The organism is Streptomyces sp. NBC_01549, assembly GCF_026339955.1.
In the GTDB taxonomy this organism is placed as follows: domain Bacteria; phylum Actinomycetota; class Actinomycetes; order Streptomycetales; family Streptomycetaceae; genus Streptomyces.
In genome coordinates this window covers 1,377,444-1,398,055 of record NZ_JAPEPW010000001.1, presented here as the reverse complement: position 1 = coordinate 1,398,055, position 20,612 = coordinate 1,377,444, and the positions used below count along the sequence as shown (strand labels likewise).

18 protein-coding genes and 3 pseudogenes are annotated in these 20,612 nt (G+C 70.8%); 7 read left to right on the top strand and 14 right to left on the bottom strand.

Annotated elements, in window-relative coordinates; genetic code table 11:
• Positions 1–32: 32 nt before the first annotated feature.
• Both OG819_RS05890 and OG819_RS05885 read left to right on the top strand, forming a co-directional pair.
• Positions 33–650 carry an ATP/GTP-binding protein gene (locus OG819_RS05890; protein ID WP_266591416.1) on the top strand — a complete coding sequence of 206 codons (618 nt, stop codon included), beginning with the start codon at positions 33–35 and terminating at the stop codon, positions 648–650.
• 24 nt (positions 651–674) lie between these two features.
• The gene (locus OG819_RS05885) at positions 675–1,928 is read left to right on the top strand and encodes a styrene monooxygenase/indole monooxygenase family protein (protein WP_266648343.1); all 1,254 of its coding nucleotides are present in this window, start codon (positions 675–677) and stop codon (positions 1,926–1,928) included.
• Between the two features lie 5 nt (positions 1,929–1,933).
• Here OG819_RS05885 and OG819_RS05880 read toward each other — a convergent pair whose 3' ends face one another.
• The 3 genes from OG819_RS05880 to OG819_RS58535 form a co-directional block, all read right to left on the bottom strand.
• Positions 1,934–3,088, bottom strand: a complete 1,155-nt coding sequence (locus OG819_RS05880) for an NlpC/P60 family protein (protein WP_266648342.1) — start codon at positions 3,086–3,088, stop codon at positions 1,934–1,936.
• Between the two features lie 103 nt (positions 3,089–3,191).
• Entirely contained in the window at positions 3,192–3,500 is a 309-nt protein-coding gene (locus OG819_RS05875; protein WP_266628538.1) for a hypothetical protein, read from the bottom strand.
• 41 nt (positions 3,501–3,541) lie between these two features.
• Complete coding sequence (locus tag OG819_RS58535; RefSeq protein WP_323139326.1) at positions 3,542–3,748, bottom strand: Arc family DNA-binding protein; 207 nt, start codon at positions 3,746–3,748, stop codon at positions 3,542–3,544.
• 17 nt (positions 3,749–3,765) lie between these two features.
• Between OG819_RS58535 and OG819_RS05865 the strand changes: the two are divergent.
• Positions 3,766–5,018: pseudogene (locus OG819_RS05865) on the top strand (RNA-guided endonuclease InsQ/TnpB family protein).
• Between the two features lie 77 nt (positions 5,019–5,095).
• Here OG819_RS05865 and OG819_RS05860 read toward each other — a convergent pair.
• Together OG819_RS05860 and OG819_RS05855 are read right to left on the bottom strand one after the other, a co-directional pair.
• Positions 5,096–5,821 (bottom strand): TetR/AcrR family transcriptional regulator, encoded by a 726-nt coding sequence (locus OG819_RS05860; protein WP_266431532.1) that lies wholly within the window; start codon positions 5,819–5,821, stop codon positions 5,096–5,098.
• Between the two features lie 203 nt (positions 5,822–6,024).
• A complete protein-coding gene (locus tag OG819_RS05855) occupies positions 6,025–6,954 on the bottom strand; it encodes a diiron oxygenase (RefSeq protein ID WP_266628544.1) in 930 nt (309 codons plus the stop codon).
• Between the two features lie 140 nt (positions 6,955–7,094).
• Here OG819_RS05855 and OG819_RS05850 point away from each other — a divergent pair.
• Positions 7,095–8,197, top strand: a pseudogene (locus OG819_RS05850) (ferritin-like domain-containing protein).
• A gap of 44 nt (positions 8,198–8,241) precedes the next feature.
• A pseudogene (locus OG819_RS05845) lies at positions 8,242–8,409 on the top strand (ADP-ribosylglycohydrolase family protein); the annotation flags it as partial.
• 13 nt (positions 8,410–8,422) lie between these two features.
• Here OG819_RS05845 and OG819_RS05840 read toward each other — a convergent pair.
• The 8 genes from OG819_RS05840 to OG819_RS05805 all read right to left on the bottom strand — a co-directional run bounded on the left by OG819_RS05840 (position 8,423) and on the right by OG819_RS05805 (position 16,954).
• Positions 8,423–9,208 carry a TIGR03943 family protein gene (locus OG819_RS05840; protein WP_266628548.1) on the bottom strand — a complete coding sequence of 262 codons (786 nt, stop codon included), beginning with the start codon at positions 9,206–9,208 and terminating at the stop codon, positions 8,423–8,425.
• Entirely contained in the window at positions 9,205–10,245 is a 1,041-nt protein-coding gene (locus OG819_RS05835; protein ID WP_266585767.1) for a permease, read from the bottom strand. Before OG819_RS05835 ends, OG819_RS05840 begins: the two co-directional genes overlap by 4 nt.
• 117 nt (positions 10,246–10,362) lie before the next feature.
• Positions 10,363–11,964 carry a penicillin-binding protein 2 gene (locus OG819_RS05830; RefSeq protein WP_266628550.1) on the bottom strand — a complete coding sequence of 534 codons (1,602 nt, stop codon included), beginning with the start codon at positions 11,962–11,964 and terminating at the stop codon, positions 10,363–10,365.
• Positions 11,961–13,340, bottom strand: coding sequence for an FtsW/RodA/SpoVE family cell cycle protein (locus tag OG819_RS05825; protein WP_266652583.1), 1,380 nt, complete (start codon positions 13,338–13,340; stop codon positions 11,961–11,963). The genes OG819_RS05830 and OG819_RS05825 overlap by 4 nt, the downstream gene beginning before the upstream one ends.
• A gap of 104 nt (positions 13,341–13,444) precedes the next feature.
• On the bottom strand, positions 13,445–13,945 hold the full coding sequence (locus tag OG819_RS05820; protein ID WP_266648340.1) for an SH3 domain-containing protein: 501 nt from the start codon (positions 13,943–13,945) through the stop codon (positions 13,445–13,447).
• 101 nt (positions 13,946–14,046) lie between these two features.
• Positions 14,047–15,381 (bottom strand): ATP-binding protein, encoded by a 1,335-nt coding sequence (locus OG819_RS05815; protein ID WP_266648339.1) that lies wholly within the window; start codon positions 15,379–15,381, stop codon positions 14,047–14,049.
• On the bottom strand, positions 15,378–16,190 hold the full coding sequence (locus OG819_RS05810) for a hypothetical protein (RefSeq protein WP_266648337.1): 813 nt from the start codon (positions 16,188–16,190) through the stop codon (positions 15,378–15,380). The genes OG819_RS05815 and OG819_RS05810 overlap by 4 nt, the downstream gene beginning before the upstream one ends.
• Positions 16,191–16,447: 257 nt before the next feature.
• Positions 16,448–16,954 (bottom strand): dual specificity protein phosphatase family protein, encoded by a 507-nt coding sequence (locus OG819_RS05805; protein ID WP_266431509.1) that lies wholly within the window; start codon positions 16,952–16,954, stop codon positions 16,448–16,450.
• A gap of 97 nt (positions 16,955–17,051) precedes the next feature.
• Here OG819_RS05805 and OG819_RS05800 point away from each other — a divergent pair, with 97 nt between their 5' ends.
• On the top strand, positions 17,052–17,855 hold the full coding sequence (locus OG819_RS05800) for a nuclease-related domain-containing protein (protein WP_266648336.1): 804 nt from the start codon (positions 17,052–17,054) through the stop codon (positions 17,853–17,855).
• Between the two features lie 476 nt (positions 17,856–18,331).
• Here OG819_RS05800 and ligD read toward each other — a convergent pair whose 3' ends face one another.
• Complete coding sequence (ligD, locus tag OG819_RS05795) at positions 18,332–19,213, bottom strand: non-homologous end-joining DNA ligase (RefSeq protein WP_266648334.1); 882 nt, start codon at positions 19,211–19,213, stop codon at positions 18,332–18,334.
• 165 nt (positions 19,214–19,378) lie between these two features.
• Between ligD and OG819_RS05790 the strand changes: the two genes are divergently transcribed.
• Positions 19,379–20,509, top strand: coding sequence for a Ku protein (locus OG819_RS05790; RefSeq protein ID WP_266648332.1), 1,131 nt, complete (start codon positions 19,379–19,381; stop codon positions 20,507–20,509).
• The last annotated feature ends 103 nt before the right edge of the window (positions 20,510–20,612 follow it).

The following is a 20,612-nucleotide window of genomic DNA, read 5'->3' as shown; positions in this document are numbered from 1 at the left end:
CGCCGAGAACGGCCTCCCCCGCCTCGGTTCCGATGCCGCTGGCCCCGGTGCCGCTGCCCGAGTCCGACGACAACCTCCAGGCCTGGCAGACCGACCGCACCCGCGCCCCGATCGCGACGAAGATCGTGGTGGCGGGCGGCTTCGGCGTGGGCAAGACCACGCTGGTGACCGCGGTCTCCGAGATCACGCCCCTCCAGACGGAGGCGCTGATGACCCAGGCCAGCGAGGAGACGGACGACCTCACCGGCACCCCCGACAAAGTGACCACGACCGTGGCCATGGACTTCGGCCGCATCACCCTCGACGACGACCTGGTCCTGTACCTCTTCGGCACGCCGGGCCAGCAGCGGTTCTGGTTCATGTGGGACGACCTGGTGCGCGGCGCGATCGGCGCGGTGGTCCTCGCCGACACCCGCCGTCTCAAGGACTGCTTCCCGGCGCTCGACTACTTCGAGAGCTGTGGACTGCCGTACGTCGTCGCGGTCAACCACTTCGACGGCAGCGAGCACTTCGACGCCGACGATGTGCGCGAGGCCCTCACGGTGCCCTCACACATACCTGTCATGATCATGGATGCCAGGCGCCGGATCTCGGTCGTCGAGACCCTGCTCGCATTGGTGGGGCACGCGCTCGACGTGAGCCCCGAATAGGACGTACACGGAGTTAGGACGCGCATGCGGAAGATACTCGTCGTCGGAGCCGGTCAGTCCGGACTCCAGCTTGCCCTCGGCCTCCAGTCGCACGGGTACGAGGTCACCCTGATGTCGAACCGGACGGCGGACGAGATCCGCACCGGGCGCGTCATGTCGACGCAGTGCATGTTCCACACGGCACTTCAGCACGAGCGCGATCTCCAGCTGAACTTCTGGGAGTCCCAGGCCCCGAAGATCGAAGGACTCGGCGTCTCGGTCGCCGCCCCCGGCTCGCACGACCCCGGCCCGACCCAGCGGGCGATCGACTGGGTGGGCCGGCTCGACGGCTACGCGCAGTCGGTCGACCAGCGGGTGAAGATGGCCGGCTGGATGGAGACCTTCGCCCAGCGCGGCGGCCAGCTGGTCATCCACGGTGCCGCGGTCTCCGACCTCGACTACTTCGCCCGTACGTACGACCTGGTCCTGGTGTCGGCCGGCAAGGGCGAACTGGTCTCCATGTTCGGCCGGGACGCCGCCCGTTCCCCGTACACGGAGCCGCAGCGCGCCCTCGCCGTCGCCTATGTCCACGGTCTGGGCCCGCGCCCCGAGCACCCCGACTACGACGCGGTCCGCTGCAACCTGGTCCCCGGCGTCGGCGAGCTCTTCGTCATGCCGACCCTCACCACCTCCGGCCGCGCGGACATCCTCTTCTGGGAGGGCGTACCCGGCGGCCCGGTCGACGCCTTCAACGGCATCAAGGACCCCGCCGAGCACCTCTCCCTGACCCTGGAACTCATGGAGAAGTTCGTGCCGTGGGAGTACGCCCGGGCCACCAAGGTCGAACTGACCGACGCCAACGCGACGCTGTCCGGACGTTACGCGCCCACCGTCCGGGGCCCGATCGGCCGCCTCCCCGGCGGCGGCCTGGTCCTGGGCGTCGCCGACGTGGTCGTCGCCAACGACCCGATCACCGGCCAGGGCTCCAACTCCGCCTCCAAGTGCGCGGCGGCGTACCTCGCCTCGATCCTCGAGCACGAGGACAAGGAGTTCGACGAGGCGTGGATGCGGTCCACGTTCGAGCGGTACTGGGACACGGCCCAGCACGTGACGAAGTGGACGAACGCCATGCTGGGCGTGCCGCCGGAGCATGTCCTCAACCTGATCGGGGCCGGCGGGCAGATCCCGGCGGTGGCGCATCGTTTCGCCAATGGCTTCAACGACCCGGCCGACTTCGAGAACTTCTTCTATGAGCCCGAGAAGACGGAGGCGTACCTGGCCTCCGTGACCGGGGCCTGAACCTGTCACTTCGGGTGCGGGGACTCTGCGGCCGATCGCACGGTTCCCCGCACCCCTGAGGGGACGCTCGCCTTGGACCCCTCACCAACGCTCGGGGGTGTGTAGCGGCGCAGGGGCGTGCCGTCCGGGTCCGGACGGACCGCGCCCAACAGCGGGTTGGCGGCAAGCGGGGAAACCTTGATCTTCGTCCCCGGCCTCGGGGCCTGCACGACCAGCCCGTCCCCCACGTACAGGGCGACATGCGTGGCCTTGGGGAAGTAGATGATCAGGTCCCCGGGGCGCAGCTTGCTCAGCGGAACGCGGGGCAGCTGGGCCCACTGTTCCTGGCTGGTGCGGGGGATGGGCCGCCCGGCGTGATCCCAGGCTTGCGAAGTGAGCCCCGAGCAGTCGTACGACGACGGCCCCACGGCCCCCCACTCGTACGGCTTTCCGAGCTGATCCACGGCGTACCGCACCGCCTCCTCACCCGCTCGCGACGGCGGCCGCGCGCTGCTGAGAGCCCCCGAGGTCACGAGCTCCCGCTGTGTCGTGCTCGCGCCCGGCTTCTCCAGCCGGGCGAGTTCGGCAAGCTGATCGGTGCTGAGCGAGGCGACCAGCTCCTCAGCGCCCCTCAGCCGCCCCCGTACCTCGTCACGCTCCCTTTTCTGGCGCTCCGCGAGGCCGAGTTGACCGTCGAGCGCCTTCCGTGCCTCCCGCGCCAGCCCATCGGCCCTCTTCTCCGTGCCCGCCAGCCGTTTCACGGTCTCGACCCGCTGCCGCGCCAGCTGCCCGATCACATGACCCTCGTCCAACGCGTGCTGCGGATCACGGGCGAGCAGCAGCCGTACGTACGACGAGATCTCGCCGCTGTTCTGGTACTGCTGCCGGGCGAGTCGCCCCGCCGCCGCGCGGTTGTCGTTCAGTGAGAGTCGGGCCTCGGCGAGGTTCTTGTCGAGCCGGGCGACCTCGGTCTTCTGCTTCTTCAACTGGTCCGCCGTGGCGTTGTACGTCTCGGTGGCGCGTTCGGCGTCCCGGTACAGCCGCTGAAGATCCGTCAGCAATTGAGCCACGGGTCGCCCTTGGGGACCAGGATCCGGTACGGCCACCGCGGGCGGGGCCGCGGACAACACCCCCGTCGCCATCGCGGCCGTACAAGCCAGACGCAGAAGTCTTCCTGACATGTCATCACCTCCGGTGCCGGGGTGGTAAATCCACCTCGCACCGGAAGGATCGGGTCGGCGCATTCCGAGCACGCGTCCGCCTGACCGGTTCGGCCCAAGAAGCTCACTCGTCGGTGTGGGACCCCGGCGTGGCTCCCCCGCTCCCGGCGCCGGGCTTGGACCAGGGCCACTTCCGTCCGCTCCCCGTACCGCCCGAGGGGTCGTAGGTGTACTTCCACCCCTGATGGATTCCGAGCCGCTTGCTCATCCGCGCCTGGACCCGCCGGTAGACGAGCACGGTCGGCGGCCCGCCGTCGGCAGCCGGAACCGGAACCCGGTACACCTTCGGCGGGTGTCCGGTCAGACCGAGCAGGACGGGCAGCACACGCCCGTCCAGCGGGCCGCCCTCGAAGGGGGTGTCTTCGCTCTTCACGGCACCATTGTCACCGGGATTCCCGGAGGATGCCCCGGCCTTCAGGCCGGGGAGGAATCCGGCTTCCCAAGGAGCGGGGCAGGAGAAGCCGGATCGGCGCCGGGCGGTCCGGCGTCCGCCCGGGGAGCGGCGAGGGCGACCTCCAGGAGGTGGAGGATCTGGGAGTTGAGGGACCGCCGGTCCGCGGCCGCGTGGGCGGTCACCCGTTCGTGTAGGTCTTCCGGGAGCCGGAGTGAGAAGCGAATCATGACACTACGATGACATCATGACGACGCTAAGTGAAACCGACGGGGCCGGGTGTGCCCGGTACTCGTACCGGCTTCGCGTGTCGTCGAGTGCGCGTACGGCGCTGGAGGCGGAGTGGGCACGGTGCCGGTGGATCTGGAACGAGTGTGTCGCCAAATCCAGGGCGGTCCACCTGCACAACAAGGCCACGGGGGAGAAGCGGACCTGTGGCCCGGCGCAGCTCGACCGGATGCTGACCGGGGCGCGGGAGCGTACGCCGTGGCTGCGCGAGGGCGGCTCGGTTCCTCAGCAGCAGCTGATCCGGGACTTCGGTAGGTCCCGTGCGAAGGCGCACAAGGACATTCGGGAGGGCCTGCCGTAGCGGCAGCGGGCCGGTATGCCGGGGTGGAAGAAGAAGCGTGAGGCGTTGCCGACGCTGAACTACACCCGGCGCGGGTTCCGGCTGAAGGACGGTCGCCTGCATTTGGCGGGTGGGATCGTGCTGAGGGTGGTGTGGTCGCGCGACCTGCCGGCCGAGCCTTCCTCGGTGCGCGTGTACCGGGACAGTGTCGGGCACTGGTACTGCTCGTTCGTGGTCCCCGCCGAGGTGCGGCCGCTGCCCAAGACCGGCCGGGTACTGGGCGTGGACTGGGGGGTGAGGGAGACCGCGACCACCACCTCCAACGCCCACGATCTGCCGCACGCCCAGCACGGCCGCAAGGCGCAGGCCCGGCTGACGCGTTACGACCGGATGATGGCCCGCCGTCGGCCGAAGAAGGGACGGGCCGCCTCGAAGGGCTACCGCGAGGCGAAGAAGTGGCGGGCGAAGACCTACGCGAAGATCGCCCGGCAGCGGCAGGACACCGGCCGCAAGTGGGCCAAACGCGTCGTGACCGACCACGACGCCATCGCCGTCGAGGACTTCAGGCCGAAGTTCCTCGCCAGGTCCTCGATGGCGCGCAAGGCGGCGGACGCCGCGATCGGCGCCACGAAGAAGGCCCTGATCGAGATGGGCCGCAAACACGGACGGGACATCCGTCTCGTGCATCCCGCGCACACCACGATGGACTGCGCATCGTGCGGAGCGAGAACCAAGCACGCTCCCCCACTGCCTTAAGGGCGTGGGGGGACCCCCAGCCGTTGTCCGAGCGCACCTACACCTGCACCGCATGTGGAATCGTCTCCCCCAGGGACAAGAACTCCGCCCGCGTGATGCTCGTCCGGGCAGGTCTGAACCCGGCTGGTGTCGAGGGCGTAAGACCACCGGGAGCGCTGCTCCCAGAGGCAGCCTGAGCCAGGAATCCCCGCTCAGCCCTGAAGAGATGGAATCCCCTTCCCTTCAGGGAGGGGAGCAGTCAAAAACGCACCCGTCACAGCAGCCGCGCGGCGTCACCGATCACCGGAAGAACCGCCCGGGCCAGCCCGCCCACGGCCCCTTCCGGCCGCTCCAGGGCGAGCGCGGCCCGCACCACCGCGGCGGTCTGCGCATCCCGCCCGGCACTGACCACGACCATCGCCACGAACTGCTCCACGAGCCAGTCCCGCAGCTCGTCCAACGGCGGTTCCTTGCCCCCGTCCAGCCAGCTCAGCGAGGCACCCTCCACCGCCGTGATCCACATCCGCACGGTCATCCGCAGCCGTCGCCCCGGCTCCCGCACGCCCAGATGATCCAGAATGTGCTCCGCCGCGGCCCGCCGTACGCCGTCCACTATGGCCGTCGTCCGTGACGTCTCGACGACGCTCCCACCCTGCAGCAAGGCGCTGAACCCGGCGTCGTGCTGGTCCACGAACGCCAGATACCGATCCAGCGCCCTGGCCAGCCGCTCGCTCAGCGGCCCCTCGGGGGGCTCCGCGAAACAGTGCTCCAGAACCTCCGCGGCGGACCGCAGGGCGGCCTCGTACAGCTGCTGCTTGCCGCCCGGGAAGTACCGGTACACAAGGGGCCGTGACACGCCCGCCGCCTCGGCCACGTCATCGAGCGAGACCTCCTCGGGCGCCCGGTGCGCGAAGAGGGACAGCGCCGCTTCGAGGAGCTGCGAGCGCCGCTCCTCGACACTCAGTCGGCGGTATGCGGGGGGAGGAGCCTGCGAGGTCATATCGGCAGCGTAACGGCCGGGACACGAGCCCCCATCCACCCGCAGCCTTGATGCGACGCAAGGGGCCGTGGCGGTACGTCGCAAGCCCGTCGCTTACGTTCGGATCGAGCGGCGGCTCCCTTGCCCGGCCCACGTCTGATCCGGCGGCGACGGGCTCGACGTACCGCCACGGCCCCGACCCACGCACCGCAGGCGCCGCGCCCTCAGGCCAGCAGCCCCGACGCCTTCCACAGCCGTCGCCCGACCCCCCGCAGTACCCCGATGTCGTCCAGGAAGTCGGTCAGCCGCTTGGCCCCGGTCTGCATGACCTCCCGCCGATGCCCGCTCGCCCGCACCTGCGCCACGGCCTCCCGCTGGTCGAGCCCCACGTTCGTGTAGACCTCCGGGTTGATGAAGGCGACGGAGAAGACCCGCGCGAACTCCCCGGACGTCACCCTCGTGAACTCCTGCGACCACCGCGGCGCCGTCACCATCTGCCGCCGCAGCTCCTCCCGCGCGTACCGCACATGCCGCGCCTCCTCCACCACGTGGATGCGCGTGACTCCCCGTATCAGGCTCTGCACCCGCTCGTCCGGAAAGGTCAGCCGCTGCATCCAGTCCAGGATCTCCTCGCCGAGCAGAGTCGCCGTGAAGGACCCGGGCGTGGTCGAGATGGTCTTGAAGACCCGCCCCAGATTCAGATGCGTCCGGCTCACCGGGTAGTACGGCGTCCCACCGTGCGAGATCAGCCGGGCGAACATCTTCGAGTGTCGGCACTCGTCCTCGATCTCGGTCAGCGCGTAGCGCACATGCGCACTGGTCGCGGCCTTGTCGTAGATGTGCCGCACCAGCAACTGCATCAAAATGATCTCGAACCAGATCCCCAGCGAGGCCAGCGCCGCGGCCTCGTGCCGCGAGAGCAGTATCCGCTGCTCCTCGCCCATCCGCTTCCACAGCGGGGTGTCGTACAGCGACACCAGCTCCGGCGGCCAGAACCATTTGCCCTCCTCGAAGGGCGCGTCCCAGTCCAGCTCCTTGTCCGGGTCGAAGGAGTGCTTGGCGGAGGAGTCGAGCAGCCGCTCGGCGACCTGCTCCCGGTCCTTGAGCAGACCGAGCGCATCGCGCAGCGCATCCACTTCCGTCACGGTCGTCATGGCTGTTCCCACCTCGTCGTACGGGATTGCTCCAGGGGTTACCGACGGTCACGACTTATGAGACTGCTTGTCAGCAAGCTCGTCAATCCCTTGCGCACGACTTGTTGACGCCGCGTCTACCTCATGTGAGCCTGCGTTGTATGCCGACGCACGAGCTGTACGCCACCCGGGAGACCCCCTCTGGCAGATACCGGCCTCAGGGGCGGCACGCTTCAGCTGGGAGTACGACGACGGCCGCGACCGCCTGCTCGCCCTGTACCAGAAGGGCAAGGACAAACAGTGGGACGGCCAGAAACGAATCGACTGGGACCTGGAGGTCGACCCCCACGACGCCCTCGGCACCCCCGACGAGTCGATGACCCTCTACGGGACCCCGCACTGGGCGAAGATGACCGACCGGGACAAGGGCGAGCTGCGCAAGCACTACGCGTCCTGGCAGTTCAGCCAGTTCCTGCACGGTGAGCAGGGGGCCATGGTCTGCGCGGCGCGCATCGTCGAGTCGGTGCCCGACCTCGACGCCAAGTTCTACTCGGCCACCCAGACCATGGACGAGGCCCGCCACGCCGAGATCTACGCCCGCTTTCTGCAGGAGAAGATCGGCATGCTCTACCCGATCAACGACAACCTGCGGTCCCTCCTGGGCGACACGCTCCGGGACTCCCGCTGGGACATGCCGTACCTCGGAATGCAGGTCCTTATAGAGGGCCTGGCCCTGGCGGCCTTCGGCATGATCAGGGACACCACCGACAAGCCCCTCCCCAAGCAGATCCTCGCGTACGTGATGCAGGACGAGGCCCGGCACGTCGCCTTCGGCCGCATGGCCCTGCGCGACTACTACACACAGCTCTCCGACGCCGAACTCCGCGAACGCGAGGAATTCGTCATCGAGGGCTGCTACTTGATGCGGGACCGGCTGCGCGGCGTCGAGGTCCTGGAGAACTTCGGCATCCCGAAGGCCGAGGCCGAGGAATACAGCGAACAGTCCGAATTCCTGCGCCTGTTCCGCCAGTTGCTCTTCAGCCGCATCGTCCCGTGCGTCAAGGACATCGGCCTGTGGGGCGAACGCCTCCAGCAGGCGTACGTCGACATGGGCGTCTTCGAGATGGGCGACTCCAACCTCGACCTGCTGATGGCCCAGGACGAGGAGGTCGCCGAGCGGCTGGACGCGGAGCGTTTCGCGGCGGAGGAGAAGGAACGGGTGGCGGAGGTGGAGGAGATGATCGAGAAGGGTGAGGGCTCATAGAACGACCTCCCCTGGACGGCCGTTCCCTTCGCCGTCCGGTGCGCCGCCGCCCCTACGACCTCACCTCCGCCCTCTGGACCACGGCGGAGGGCTTCGGCGACGTCGACACGACGTGCGCCATCACGGGCGGCATCGTGGGCGCCCGTACGGGAGTGAGGCACGTGCCCGAGGACTGGCTGAGCCGCCGCGAGGCCGTACCCGGCGCCTCCTAGGCCACTCTCGTCCTCAGTTGTTCCAGCTCTCGTCGTACGGGTCGTGCGGGGTCGGGACCGGTTTGGCCGCAGTGACGTCGAGGAACGGGATGCGGCCGTCGTTGACGGGGTCCTTGGTCTGCTTGGCGGTGTAGGTGCCGGTGACCTGGAGCCAGGTGTCGGGCTGCAGGACGGGCGGGATGTGGCCGGTCAGGCCGATCTTGACCGGCTGGGCGTCGGCGGCACAGCAGTTGAGGGCCATCCGGACCAGGTACGGGGTGCCGTCCTTGGCGAGGGCGACGAAGCCGGTGACTTCGACCCGCCGGTGGGCCAGGGTGCGCCCGTGGTCGTAGGCGGCGCGGCCCGCGTAGTCGACGACGCCGAGCGGGAGCGGGTCGGTGGCCGGCAGGGACGGGTAGGCGAGGGGCGCCTGCAGGGCCGTACCGGCGTGCATGGCGCTGTAGGAGCCGAGCGCGGGCGGGGAGACCAGGATCAGGGCGAAGAGGGGGAGGACCAGGAGCCAGGCGACACGGGGTTCGCGGTGGACGTGCCCGTGACCGTCTCCGTCCTCATGCCCGTCCTCACGCTCGTCGCCGTCGCCGTTCCCGTGCCCGGTGTGGAGTTCGGCCTTCGAGGTCTTCGTCGGCCGCCGCTCGTACCAGACCGTCGCCAGCGCCGCCACGATCAGTACGACCCCGGCGGCCAGCAGCAGCGGCCGCAAACCCGCCTTGACATAGCGCAGGTAGAGGTCGGTGAGCCCGGCGTGCAGGACCGCCGCGCCGACGAGGAACAGGACCGCCGCCTGTGCCTGCCGGTTCACAGCAGTACCGTCCCGACGAGGACCGAGCCGAGGATGGCCAGGGCGAAGGTGGCCGGCGCGAACCGCAGGGCGAAGCCGCGGCCGAAGGTGCCCGCCTGCATGGCGAAGAGTTTCAGGTCGATCATGGGTCCCACCACGAGGAAGGCCAGCCGCGCGGTCAGCGAGAACTGGGTCAGCGAGGAGACGACGAACGCGTCGGCCTCGGAGCAGATGGAGAGCAGCACGGCGAGGACCGCGAGGGCGAGGATCGCCACCACGGGGTTGGCGGCCGCGGCGTGCAGCCAGGTCGCCGGTACGACGGCCTTGAGCGTGGCCGCCGCCATCGCCCCGATGACGAGGAACCCGCCGGCGTGCATCACGTCGTGCCGCACGGAATCCCAGAACGCGGCCCCCTTGCCGAGCCCCTCGTGCGAGGGCCGGGCCGGCGGTCGCAGCCAGTCCGCCCGCCCGAGTCGCTGCCACAGCCACCCCATCACGCAGGCCACGAGCAGACTCGCCACGAACCGGGCGAGGACCATCTCGGGGTTGCGGGGGAACGCGACGGCGGTGGCCGTCAGCACGATCGGGTTGATCGCGGGCGCCGACAGCAGGAACGCCAGCGCCGCCGCGGGCGTGACCCCCCGTCGTACCAGCGCGCCCGCCACCGGCACCGACGCGCACTCGCAGCCGGGCAGCACCGCCCCGGCCAACCCCGCGACGGGCACGGCCAGCGCGGGCCGCTTCGGCAGCGCCCGGGCGAAGAACGTCGGTGGCACGAACACCGCGATGACCGCCGACAGCAGCACGCCGAGGACGAGGAAGGGCAGCGCCTGGACGACCACCGCGACGAACACGGTCATCCAGCTCTGCATCACCGGCGCCGACAGTGCCCGGCGGACCGGCCCCTGGGCCACCACCAGGACGAGCAGCAGCATGACCAGCACGAGCGGCGAGTTGAACTGCCAGCCCTGGGATCCGGCCGCCTGTTCCCGTGGACCGTCCGGCGCGTCCGCGTCGCGGTGGTCGGCCCCGGGCGGGGCCGCTTTGGTGATGCTCACGGGCGAGGTACCTCCGGCAGGGCACGGGCTGGAATCTCGTGGGTGGGTTCCCCTCCCCATAAATACGCCCGTATCGGTACGCCCGTTCAGGCGGGGCCGCTCATTCCACGAAGACCGTCAGTGTGTCGGAGTCCCTCCAGTCGCGGTGGGGCCAGGGGGGCCGTGCGGCGGGCGATGTTGATCCGGGCGAGTTCGTACGCCGCTGCGGTAGAGGTCATGACCGAGCGGCAGGTCGGCCCGACGAGTGTCCCGGTCCCCGTCCCGGAACCCGAGCACCGCCTCCATCACCGCCTTCGCGATCGGCGCCGCGTCCCCGCCCCCGCTGATGTCCCCACGGTCGGCCGCCGCGTCCTCGACGACGACCGCGACCGCCACCGCGGGCTCCATCGCGCCGTCCGCCTGGGCCCAGGAGATGAACCAGGCGTACGGCGTCCCCAGGTTGTCGATGCCGTGCTGGGCGGTCCCGGTCTTGCCGCCGACCGTCGCTCCGGGAATCGCGGCGTTGGTGCCGGTGCCCTCCGTCACCACGTCCGTCATGAGCTCGCGCATCCGTGCCGCGGTCGCCGGGTTCATCGCCTGGTGGAGTGTGCTCGGACCGGTCGTCGACACCGTGTTGTCGCTCCGGGTGGTCGTCTTCTCCACCAGATAGGGCGTTTTCACGGCCCCGCCGCCCGCGACGGCCGCCGAGATCATCGCCATCTGGAGAGGAGTGGCCCGGGTGTTGAACTGGCCGATGGAGGAGAGCGCGAGCTGTGCCTTGTCGAGGGTCGTGTCGAAGTTGCTGGGGGCGACGGAGAAGGGGATCCGCAGGCCCCGGTCGTTGAAACCGAAGTCCGCCGCCGTGCGGGTCATGTCGCTCAGCCCCACGTCCACGCCCAGCTTGGCGAAGACCGTGTTGCAGGACCACTCGAAGGCGTACCGCAGCGAGGCGTCCTCGCAGCCCTCGGTCTCGTTCGTCAGCCGGGTCGTGGTGCCGGGCAGCCGGTACGGGTCGGGGGAGGTGGTGGACGTGTCGGGGTCCGTCACCACCCCCGCGTCGAGGGCCGCCGCGGCCGTCACCACCTTGAACGTCGAACCGGGCGGATAGGTCTGCCGGATCGCCCGGTTGAGCATCGGCTTGTCCGCCGCCCCGTTCAGCCGGTCCCACGCGTGCGCCACCGCCGCGCCCGTCCCGGACAGTTCCCCGGGGTCGTACGACGGTGCGGAGACCAGCGCGAGGATCCTGCCGGTGGCCGGCTCGACGGCGGCCACCGCCCCGCGCCGCGAACCGAGACCCCTGTACGCCGCGCGCTGTGCGGCGGGGTCGATCGTCGTGACCACCTTGCCGGCGGGGTTCTGGGCGTGCGTGGCCTCCTTCCACAGGGGGAACGGCGAGAGCAGCGGGTCGCTGCCGGAGAGAATGCCGTCCTCGGCGTTCTCCAGGAACGTCGTCCCGTACACCTGCGAGGCGAAGCCGGTCACCGGGGCATACAACGGGCCGTCCTTGTAGGTCCGTTCGTAGCGGAGCTGCTGGCCGCTGTCCCTGGAGCCGGTGACCGGCCGGCCGGCGACGAGGATGTCACCGCGCGGCTGGCCGTAACGGGCGATCGTCTGACGGCGGTTGGCCGGGTTGCCGTCGTACGTCCCGGCCTGGAAGACCTGGACGCGGGTGGCGTTGAGGAGGAGGGCCAGCAGCAGCACCGCGCAGAGGGCGGCGGCCCGGCGGATGTACTTGGTCATGGCGCCGCCGTCCCGTCGTACTGGCTGCGCGCCGAGTCGCTGACGCGGATCAGCAGCGCCACCATGATCCAGTTGGTGACGACCGAGGAGCCGCCCTGGGCGAGGAACGGCATCGCCATCCCGGTCAGAGGGATCAGACCGGTCACACCGCCCGCGATCACGAAGACCTGGAGTGCCAGGATCGAGGCGAGGCCGATGGCGAGGAGCCGTCCGAAGGGGTCGCGCAGGGCGAGGCCGGCGCGGTAGCCGCGTTCCACGAGGAGGCCGTAGAGCAGGAAGATCGCGCAGAGTCCGAAGAGGCCCAGTTCCTCGCCCGCGGTGGCCAGGATGAAGTCCGACTTGGCGGCGAATCCGATGAGGATGGAGTGGCCGAGCCCGAGGCCGGTGCCCATCATCCCGCCCGCGGCGAACGCGAACAGGGACTGGGCGAGCTGGTTCGGGCCCTGGCCCGCGTCGATCGTCGCGAAGGGGTGCAGCCAGTCCTGCACCCGGCTGTGGACGTGCGGTTCCAGCCGGCCGACGGCCATCGCGCCCACACAGGCGAGCAGCAGGCCCACCGCGATCCAGCCGGTGCGGCCGGTGGCGACGTACAGCATGATCACGAAGAGGCCGAAGAACAGCAACGAGGTGCCGAGGTCCCGCTCCAGGACGAGGACCACCACGCTCAGCAGCCAGATCGCGACGATCGGGCCGAGGACCCGGCCGGTGGGCAGCTGGAGTCGCTTGAACCGCCAGACGGGGCGGCCCGCGTAGGCGAGCGCGTTGCGGTTGGCCGCGAGGTAGCCGGCGAAGAAGACCGCGAGCAGCACCTTCGCGAACTCGCCCGGCTGGATGGAGAACCCGGCGATCCGGATCCAGATCCGGGCGCCGTTCACGGCGGGGAAGAGGATGGGCAGGACCAGCAGGCCGAGCGCCGTGACGACCGAGACATAGGTGTAGCGCTGCAGGACGCGGTGGTCGCGCAGGAAGAGGACGGCCGCGATGAAGAGCGCGACGCCGAGCGTCGACCAGATGAGCTGGACGGGGGCGGCCTGGTCGCCCGGGGTCTCCAGGTCCAGGCGGTAGATCAGCACCAGGCCCAGGCCGTTGAGCAGGACGGCGATGGGCAGCAGCAGCGGATCGGCGTACGGCGCCCGCAGCCGCACCGCGAGATGCGCGAGGAGTGCGAGCACACCGAGCCCGGCGCCGTAGACCGCGGCGCCGGGCGGGACGGTGCCGTGCCGGGCGTATCCGACCGCGCAGTAGCCGAACACGGACAGCAGTACGGCCATGACGATCAGGGCGAACTCGATGCCACGGCGCCGGGGCAGGCGGACGGCGGGGGTGGGCGGGTCCGCTGCCACGGTCGGTCCCCGTGTTCCGGGAATTCCTGGCATTCCGGGCATTCCGGGCTGAATCATGTCCGGAACGTAGCAAGTGGTTGACCTGATGTCCCGTTATGTGGTGACGGACAGGCCGATCCGGTGGGCACGCCCCGGCGTCAGCACCAACGCGGGGACGCGCCGATGTTGTCGATGCCTTGCGCCGCGCCCCAGGACCAGACGCCGTCGGTGATCAGGTACCAGATCGGGTTGCCGCCGACGCGCTCGCCCCAGGTCTTGCAGTAGATGTTGACGTGCTCGCGGAACGGTGCGATACGGGTGATCCGGCTGTCGCGGTCGGGCCGGTTGTGCAGCGCGAGGCCGTTGCGGGCGGCGATCCGGCCCTGGAAGCGCCGGTTGTCGTTGAAGTCGAACCGTCCGTCATCACGTGGGTCGTCGTCGAACCATCCGTCGCCCAGGCCGTCGTCGTCGAAGTAGGGGTAGTCGCCGTTGTCCCAGTCGCCGGCGTAGTCCCCGGTGTCGTCGACGATGCCGGGTCCGGTGCCCGCGGGCACGACGAGCGTGCCGGCGGCGAGGGCGGGGCCGGTGCTCGCCGCCGCGATGAGCGTGCCGGCGGCGAGCACCATCCCGGTGCGGGCGAGAGTGTGGCGCAGGGGCATGGGAACTCCTCCGGAAATATTACTTGTCTGACTAATCGCCACATTAGGAGCGGGCTCGGATACGCGCAGGCCGCACTGCGCCATCGGGGACGCGAGGGCGCTCAGCGTGCCCCGGTCGGCCCTTCCCCGCCGGTGCCGGACGCGCCCCGCCCCTCCTGAGGAAGCGTCAGCATCGCGATCGCACCGCCCCCGGGAGCGTTGGCGAACAACAGTCGCGCGCCCAGCACCTCCGCCTGGCCGAGCGCGATCGTCAACCCCAGCCCATGGCCCTTCGAACCGCCCTCCGTACGGAACCGCTGCGGCCCGTGCTCCAGCAGATAGTCCGGATAGCCGCCGCCGTGATCCCGCACCGTCACCAACGGGCCGTCGACGGTCAGCACCACCGGGTCCGCCCCGTGCTTGTGCGCGTTGGCCACCAGATTGCCGAGCACCCGCTCCAGTCGGCGCCGGTCGGTCTCCACCCGGGCGTCACGCACGACCCGCACCTCGGTTGCGGTGCCCGACGCCCGCACCACCCGCTCGGCCAGCGCGGCCAGCGGCTCCGAGTCCAGCTCCAGCAGCTCCCGCCCGGCGTCCAGCCGGGAGATCTCCAGCAGGTCCTCGGTGAGCGTGCGTAGCGCGGCCACCCGGTCGCGGACCAGCTCCGTCGGCCGGCCCGGCGGCAGCAGCTCCGCGGCTGCGTGCAGCCCGGTCAGCGGGGTGCGCAGCTCGTGCGCCACATCCGCGGTGAAGCGCTGCTCGATCGTCAGCTTGCTCTGCAGCGAGGACGCCATCGTGTCGAGGGCCCCGGCGACCGCGGCCACCTCGTCCTGGGGGCGCGTCGGGCACTGTGTACGGGGATCCACGGCCGCACGGGGATCGTTGACGCGCGCGTCCAGGTCGCCCGCGCTGATACGCCGGGCCACCTGCGCCGTCGCGTGCAGCCGCCGGGTCACCCGCGTCACCGCGAACGCCCCCACCAGCAGTGTCGCGCCGATCGCCAGCGCCGAGGACCAGACGATCGACCGGTCCAGGGCGTCGATGGCGTGCGCGCCCTGCGAGTAGTCGAACTGCACGGCGAGCGCCCGCCCGCCGCTCGCGGGTCCGGCCGCCCACATGGTGGGGTGCGGGTCGTTGTGCCCGACCATCGTGCCGCGGCGCCCGTCCGTCGCCAGCTCGCGCAGCGGCGCGGGCAGCCCCGGGAGATCCACCCCCGCGCCCGGCGGCAGCCGGTCGCCCGCCTGGTAGTCCGCGGTCACCTCCGCCAGCCGGTCGAGCGCCCGGCCGCGGGCCTCGCCGACGGTCTGGTTGGTCACCGAGACATGCACGAGGACGCCGAGCAGGGCGGCGAGGCCGCAGCACATCACCGTGATGAAGGCGGCGGCCTTCCAGGTGAGGGTGGCGGCCCAGCGGGGGAGGCGGCGGGGCAGCCGGAGGCGGCGCGGGCCCTGTCTCACGAGGCGCTCGCGGCGGGCGACAGCGAGGGGGATGCCGATGGAGACGTCGAGGCCGACGGAGAGGCCGAGGGCGAGACCGGCGGGGCGGGGGGTGCTGAGGGGACGGGCGAGGCGGTGCCGCGCCTGGTGGGGCCGGGTGTGCCCACGCGGAGGATCTCGTCGCGGGTCGCCAGCATCGCGTGCTGGTGCGGGTCCCAGGTCCACACCGTGCGGTACTCGTAGCCCGGCAGGGTCGAGGGCGAGCGGATGATCACGTCACGGCCCGCGACCTCGACGCTGATCGTGCTGTCCGTGGTGCCCATGATCTGGACCAGCTTGTGGTGCTCGAAGGTGTACACGCGCACCGCCAGCTGATTCTGCGGAAAGCGGATGCCGAGCACCAGGTCGTCCTTCCGGTCGCCGGTGAGATCGCCGTAGTACGCCTGGAGGATCGGGCACTTCCCGCCGAGCGTGTCCTTGCCGGTGCAGTACCTGAGCTGCTGGGCCGTCTCACGGTACGGGGCGTGGACGGCCGTGTACTCGTCCGGGTGGCGGCCCACCTCGGCGCGGAACACGGCGATCGGGTCCACCTTGTGGATGTCGTCGCCCGGCGCCGTGATGCCCGTGACCGTCTCGGTGTCCGCCTCGCCGTAGTCGAGGGCGGCCATCGACGCGGGCGGCAGCCCGGGCCAGAGCCGGGACGGGCCGACGGCGGTGGGCGTCGCTCCCGCGCCCCGCAGGGCACCGGAGTCGCCACAGCCCGCCACGGCCGCCGCCAGCACGGCGACGAGGGCGGCGAGCACGAGACTGCGGGGCCGGGTGGGGGTCACTGCTCTCCTGCGTCCGGGCCGGCCTCGAGCCGGGGCCAGGGGGACGGCTCGGTGCGCGAGGTCGGCGTGAAATCGACGAAACCGACGGCATACACCATATTCGTAGGGAAGTCCTTTTTGTTTGCTGGTGCGGCTGGTGCGGCTGGTGCGGCCGGTGAGGATGCGAGGGCGTGAGGCCGTGGGATGCCCGACGGTGGCGGAGGAGCTGGACATGCCGGAGGTGCGGAGGTGCCGGACGCGCGGGCGGAGGAGAAGGGCTACTCCGCCAGCTCCTCCAGGAGGCGGGCCGTGGGCAGACCGGCACGCAGGTACTCCACGAACAGCTCGTTGTGCAGGGCCCACGGCGAGCGGCGACTCCGTATCAGCCGGATCGCCTCGTCGGAGGTGTGCCCCGCGAGGACCAGCGCGTGCGCGACCACGAGCCCCGAACGGTTGTAACCGTGATAACAGCGCACCAGGACCCGCCGCCCGTCCTCCAGCGCGTCGTCAGCGGCCCGCGCGAGCCGGATCACCCCCGCGAGCTGCGTTCCGTCCAGGGGACCGTCCGGAATCGGCCACACATGGTGCTCGACACCCGGGTCGGGGCCGTGCCCCGGCAGCCGCAGCAGCGTCAGGACCAGGTCGAACTCATCCCTCACGACCGCGAATTCCGGCTCGCCGGTACGCCCCGCGAACGCGTGCCCGCCCATCCACAGGCCAGGCACGATCTCGCTCCACGGGCTGTCCGGAGCGGGTACCTCGGGTTGCTTTCTGCGAGTCCGCAACAGCGCCTCCCACAACTCCCCCAACTGCTCACAAAGGTAACCGGGTTCTTGCCCCTGGAGCACCCCGCCTGTTCCCATGGACGTGGGGTGATGGTGCATGAACGGACTGCGCGTCATACCGACATGGCGCCACGGGCAGGAGCGCCTGTACGTGTGCCTGACCGACGGGAGGAACGTCGCGTGGTACGACCGTGAGGCAGCCCGGGTCAATCTGCTCAGCGAGGAGCGGCGCAAGGACGTGCTCAACGCGCTCGGCCCCTTCCTGACCGGCCCGGTGACGGTGGGACCCCCACCGGTCCCGACCCCCGCGGAGCTGGCCCGCCTGACCCTTCACCCGGACGACGACCTCGCGCCGAACCGGCCCGGCGAGGCGTTGGTCATCGACCTCGACCGCGACCCGGGACCGGCGCGCCGCCTGCGGCCCGACCCGCGACGCCGTGCGCTCGCCGCCGAGCAGGCCGTCGGCGATGCCCTGGACCACCTCGAGGGCGCGGGCTGGCACACCCTCCACTCCATCCCGCTCCCCGGCGGCGACCGCATCGACCACCTCCTGATCGGTCCCGGCGGCATCTTCGCCCTGCGCGCCCTGAACGCCCGCAAGCAGCGGGTTCTCGTCGCCGACCCCATGGTCACCGTCGGTCGCCGTGAGCCGAGTCCGCTGCTGCGCCGTGTCCGTGCCGACGCCGACCGGGCCTCGTACGCGCTGACTGCCGAGGTCCACGCCGTCCTGGCCGTGGCCGGTCCCGCCGACGTCGACGTCCTCGCGCCCCTTCGCGAGGTCCGCGTCCTCAAGGACACCGACCTGTCCTCGTTGGCCCGACTGGGGGGTGTTCTGAAGCCGGCGGACGTGGAGGCGCTGCACGCGATGGCCCGCGACCGCCACACATGGCTCCACACGTGACGCCCCGGACCTCCGGCGGTGGGCCGCTTTTCCTTCGCCCCCGCCGCCCCTACCCGTCCCATCCCGAACCTGGGGGCTCCGCCCCCAGACCCCCTGGTGGCTTCGTCGGCCGCGGGCGGGCGGGGGCTGGTCGCGCAGTTCCCCGCGCCCCCTGCACCGGGGCTCCGCCCCGGATTCCCCACCCACTCGCTTCGTTTCGGCTGCGGGCCGGTGGGGGCTGGTCGCGCAGTTCCCCGCGCCCCTAAAAGCCTCCGCCTGGCCCGGGTTTTCAGTCCGTCCGGCGTGTGAGGACGAGGCTGGTGGCCGATGCCCCACCCACCCCGGCCGGCCCGCACCTCCAGCCCGTCCGGCGTTTGAGGACGAGGCCGTTCAGGCCGATGCGGGGGTCTGGGGGCGGCAGCCCCCAGTGGGGTCGAAGGGGCGGAGCCCCTGGGGATGGGACGGGTAGGGGCGGCGGGGGCGAGGCAGCGCCGGGGCTACGGGAGAGCGTGGGCGTGGGACGGGGAGAGGAGGGGCGAGAGCAGGTCGCCATGCCGGTGCAGCCGCGCAGCGATGTCGTCCGCGTGGAAGACGAGCCGGCACGGATCGGCACAGGCCGCGATCTCGGCCCAGGTGACGGGGGCGGACACGGTGGGCGCGAGCCGCGCACGCAGCGTGTACGGCGTGGCCGTCGTCTTCCGCGCGGCATTCTGACTGTGGTCCACGAACACCTTCCCGGGCCGCAGACTCTTGGTCATCCGGTGCGTGACGAGCGCCGGCAACGCCCGCTCCGCCTCGACGGCCAGCTCCTTCGCATACGCACTGACGTCCGAGGACGCCGTCCGCACCAGCGCCGCCAGCAGATGCAGCCCCTTGGACCCGGACGTCTTCGCGTACGCCTCGATCCCGTCCACCGCGAGCCGCTCCCGCAGCCACAACGCGACCTCGCAGCACTCGACGACCGTCGCCGGCGCCCCCGGGTCGAGGTCGAACACGAGCCGGTCGGCCAGACCGGGCGTGTCCACCTGCCACTGGGGCGTGTGGAACTCGGTGACAAGGTTCGCCGCCCACATCAGCGAGGGGAGGTCCTGGACCAGGACCATCCGTGCGGGGCCCTCCGTCCGGGGGACCTCGGCGGTCCGGACCCAGTCGGGGGTGCCGGGCGGCACGTTCTTGGTGAAGAAGACCTGTCCGTCCGGCCCGTCGGGGTAGCGGAGGAAGGAGACCGGCCGGTCATGGAGGTGCGCCAGCACGGGTTCCGCGACGGTCGCGTAGTAGTGCAGCACCTCACCCTTGGTGAAGCCGGTCGCCGGGTACAGCACCTTGTCCAGATGAGTGAGCGCGAGCCGCCGTCCCTCCACTTCCGTGATCGGCGTCATACGACGAGAGTCGCATGAAACCGTGATCAAAGGGCCGATATCGCACCACCGCTCGACCGCTCTCTTGCGGATGTGAGGTCGCGGACACCCGTCTAGCCTGGCTTTCAACGGCATCCCGCGAACCCGTGCCGACAAGAACCCGTGTCAGCAGGAACCACCAGGAAGGTGCCGCACGTGCGATCCATCTGGAACGGCGCCATCTCCTTCGGCCTGGTCAGCATCCCGATCAAGCTCGTGAACGCGACGGAGAGCCACTCGGTCTCCTTCCGCCAGATCCACCTCGACGACGGCGGCCGCATCCGGTACCGCAAGTTCTGCGAGGTGGAGGACCGCGAGGTCACCACCGGTGAGATCGGCAAGGCGTACGAGGACGCGGACGGCACGCTGATCCCCATCACGGACGAGGACCTGGCCTCGCTGCCGATCCCCACCGCGAGGACGATCGAGATCGTGGCGTTCGTGCCGGCCGAGCGGATCGACCCGCTCCAGATGGACACGGCGTACTACCTGGCCGCGAGCGGCGTTCCCGCCACCAAGCCGTACGTCCTGCTGCGTGAGGCCCTCAAGCGCAGCCAGAAGGTCGCCGTCGCGAAGTTCGCACTGCGCGGACGGGAGCGGCTCGGCATGCTGCGGGTGGTCGACGACGTGATCGCCATGCACGGCCTGCTGTGGCCGGACGAGATCCGGTCCACCCAGGAGGTCGCCCCGGACGCGAGCGTGACCGTCCGCGACAAGGAACTCGACCTGGCCGACGCCCTCATGGACACCCTCGGCGAGGTCGACCTCACCGAACTCCACGACGACTACCGCGAGGCCCTCGAGGAACTCATCGCCGCCAAGGCCTCCGGCGAAATCCCTGCCGCGCCCCCCGCCGCGGAGCGGCCCGGCGGCAAGGTGCTCGACCTGATGGCGGCCCTGGAGAAGAGCGTACGCGCGGCCAAGGAGTCCCGGGGCGAGGAGATCGGCGAGGCGACCGGCACGGAGCCCGGTGAGCCCGCCGAGGTCACCCCGTTGCCCTCCCGCAGGTCGGCCCGTACGGCGCCCAAGGAGGTCGGCGGGAAGAAGTCCACGTCGACCGCGAAGAAGACGGCGGCGAAGAAGACGGCCGCGAAGTCCACGGCGAAGTCCACGGCGAAGCCGACGGCGAAGTCGACGGACCACGCGGTCGGCAAGGCGGGGGCGGCCACCAAGTCCACGGCCAAGAAGACGGCGGCCAAGAAGACGTCCGCCAAGAAGGCCACGGCGAAGAAGACGGCCGCGAAGAAGGCCACCGCGCGGGGGCGCGCCTCGGCCTGACCGATCCCCTGGGACACCCGCGGCATCCGGGACCCGTCACCTCGTACGGAGTGCGAGAGCGCGGCTGAGGAGCCGCGCGATGGTGCCCGCCGAACCCGAACGA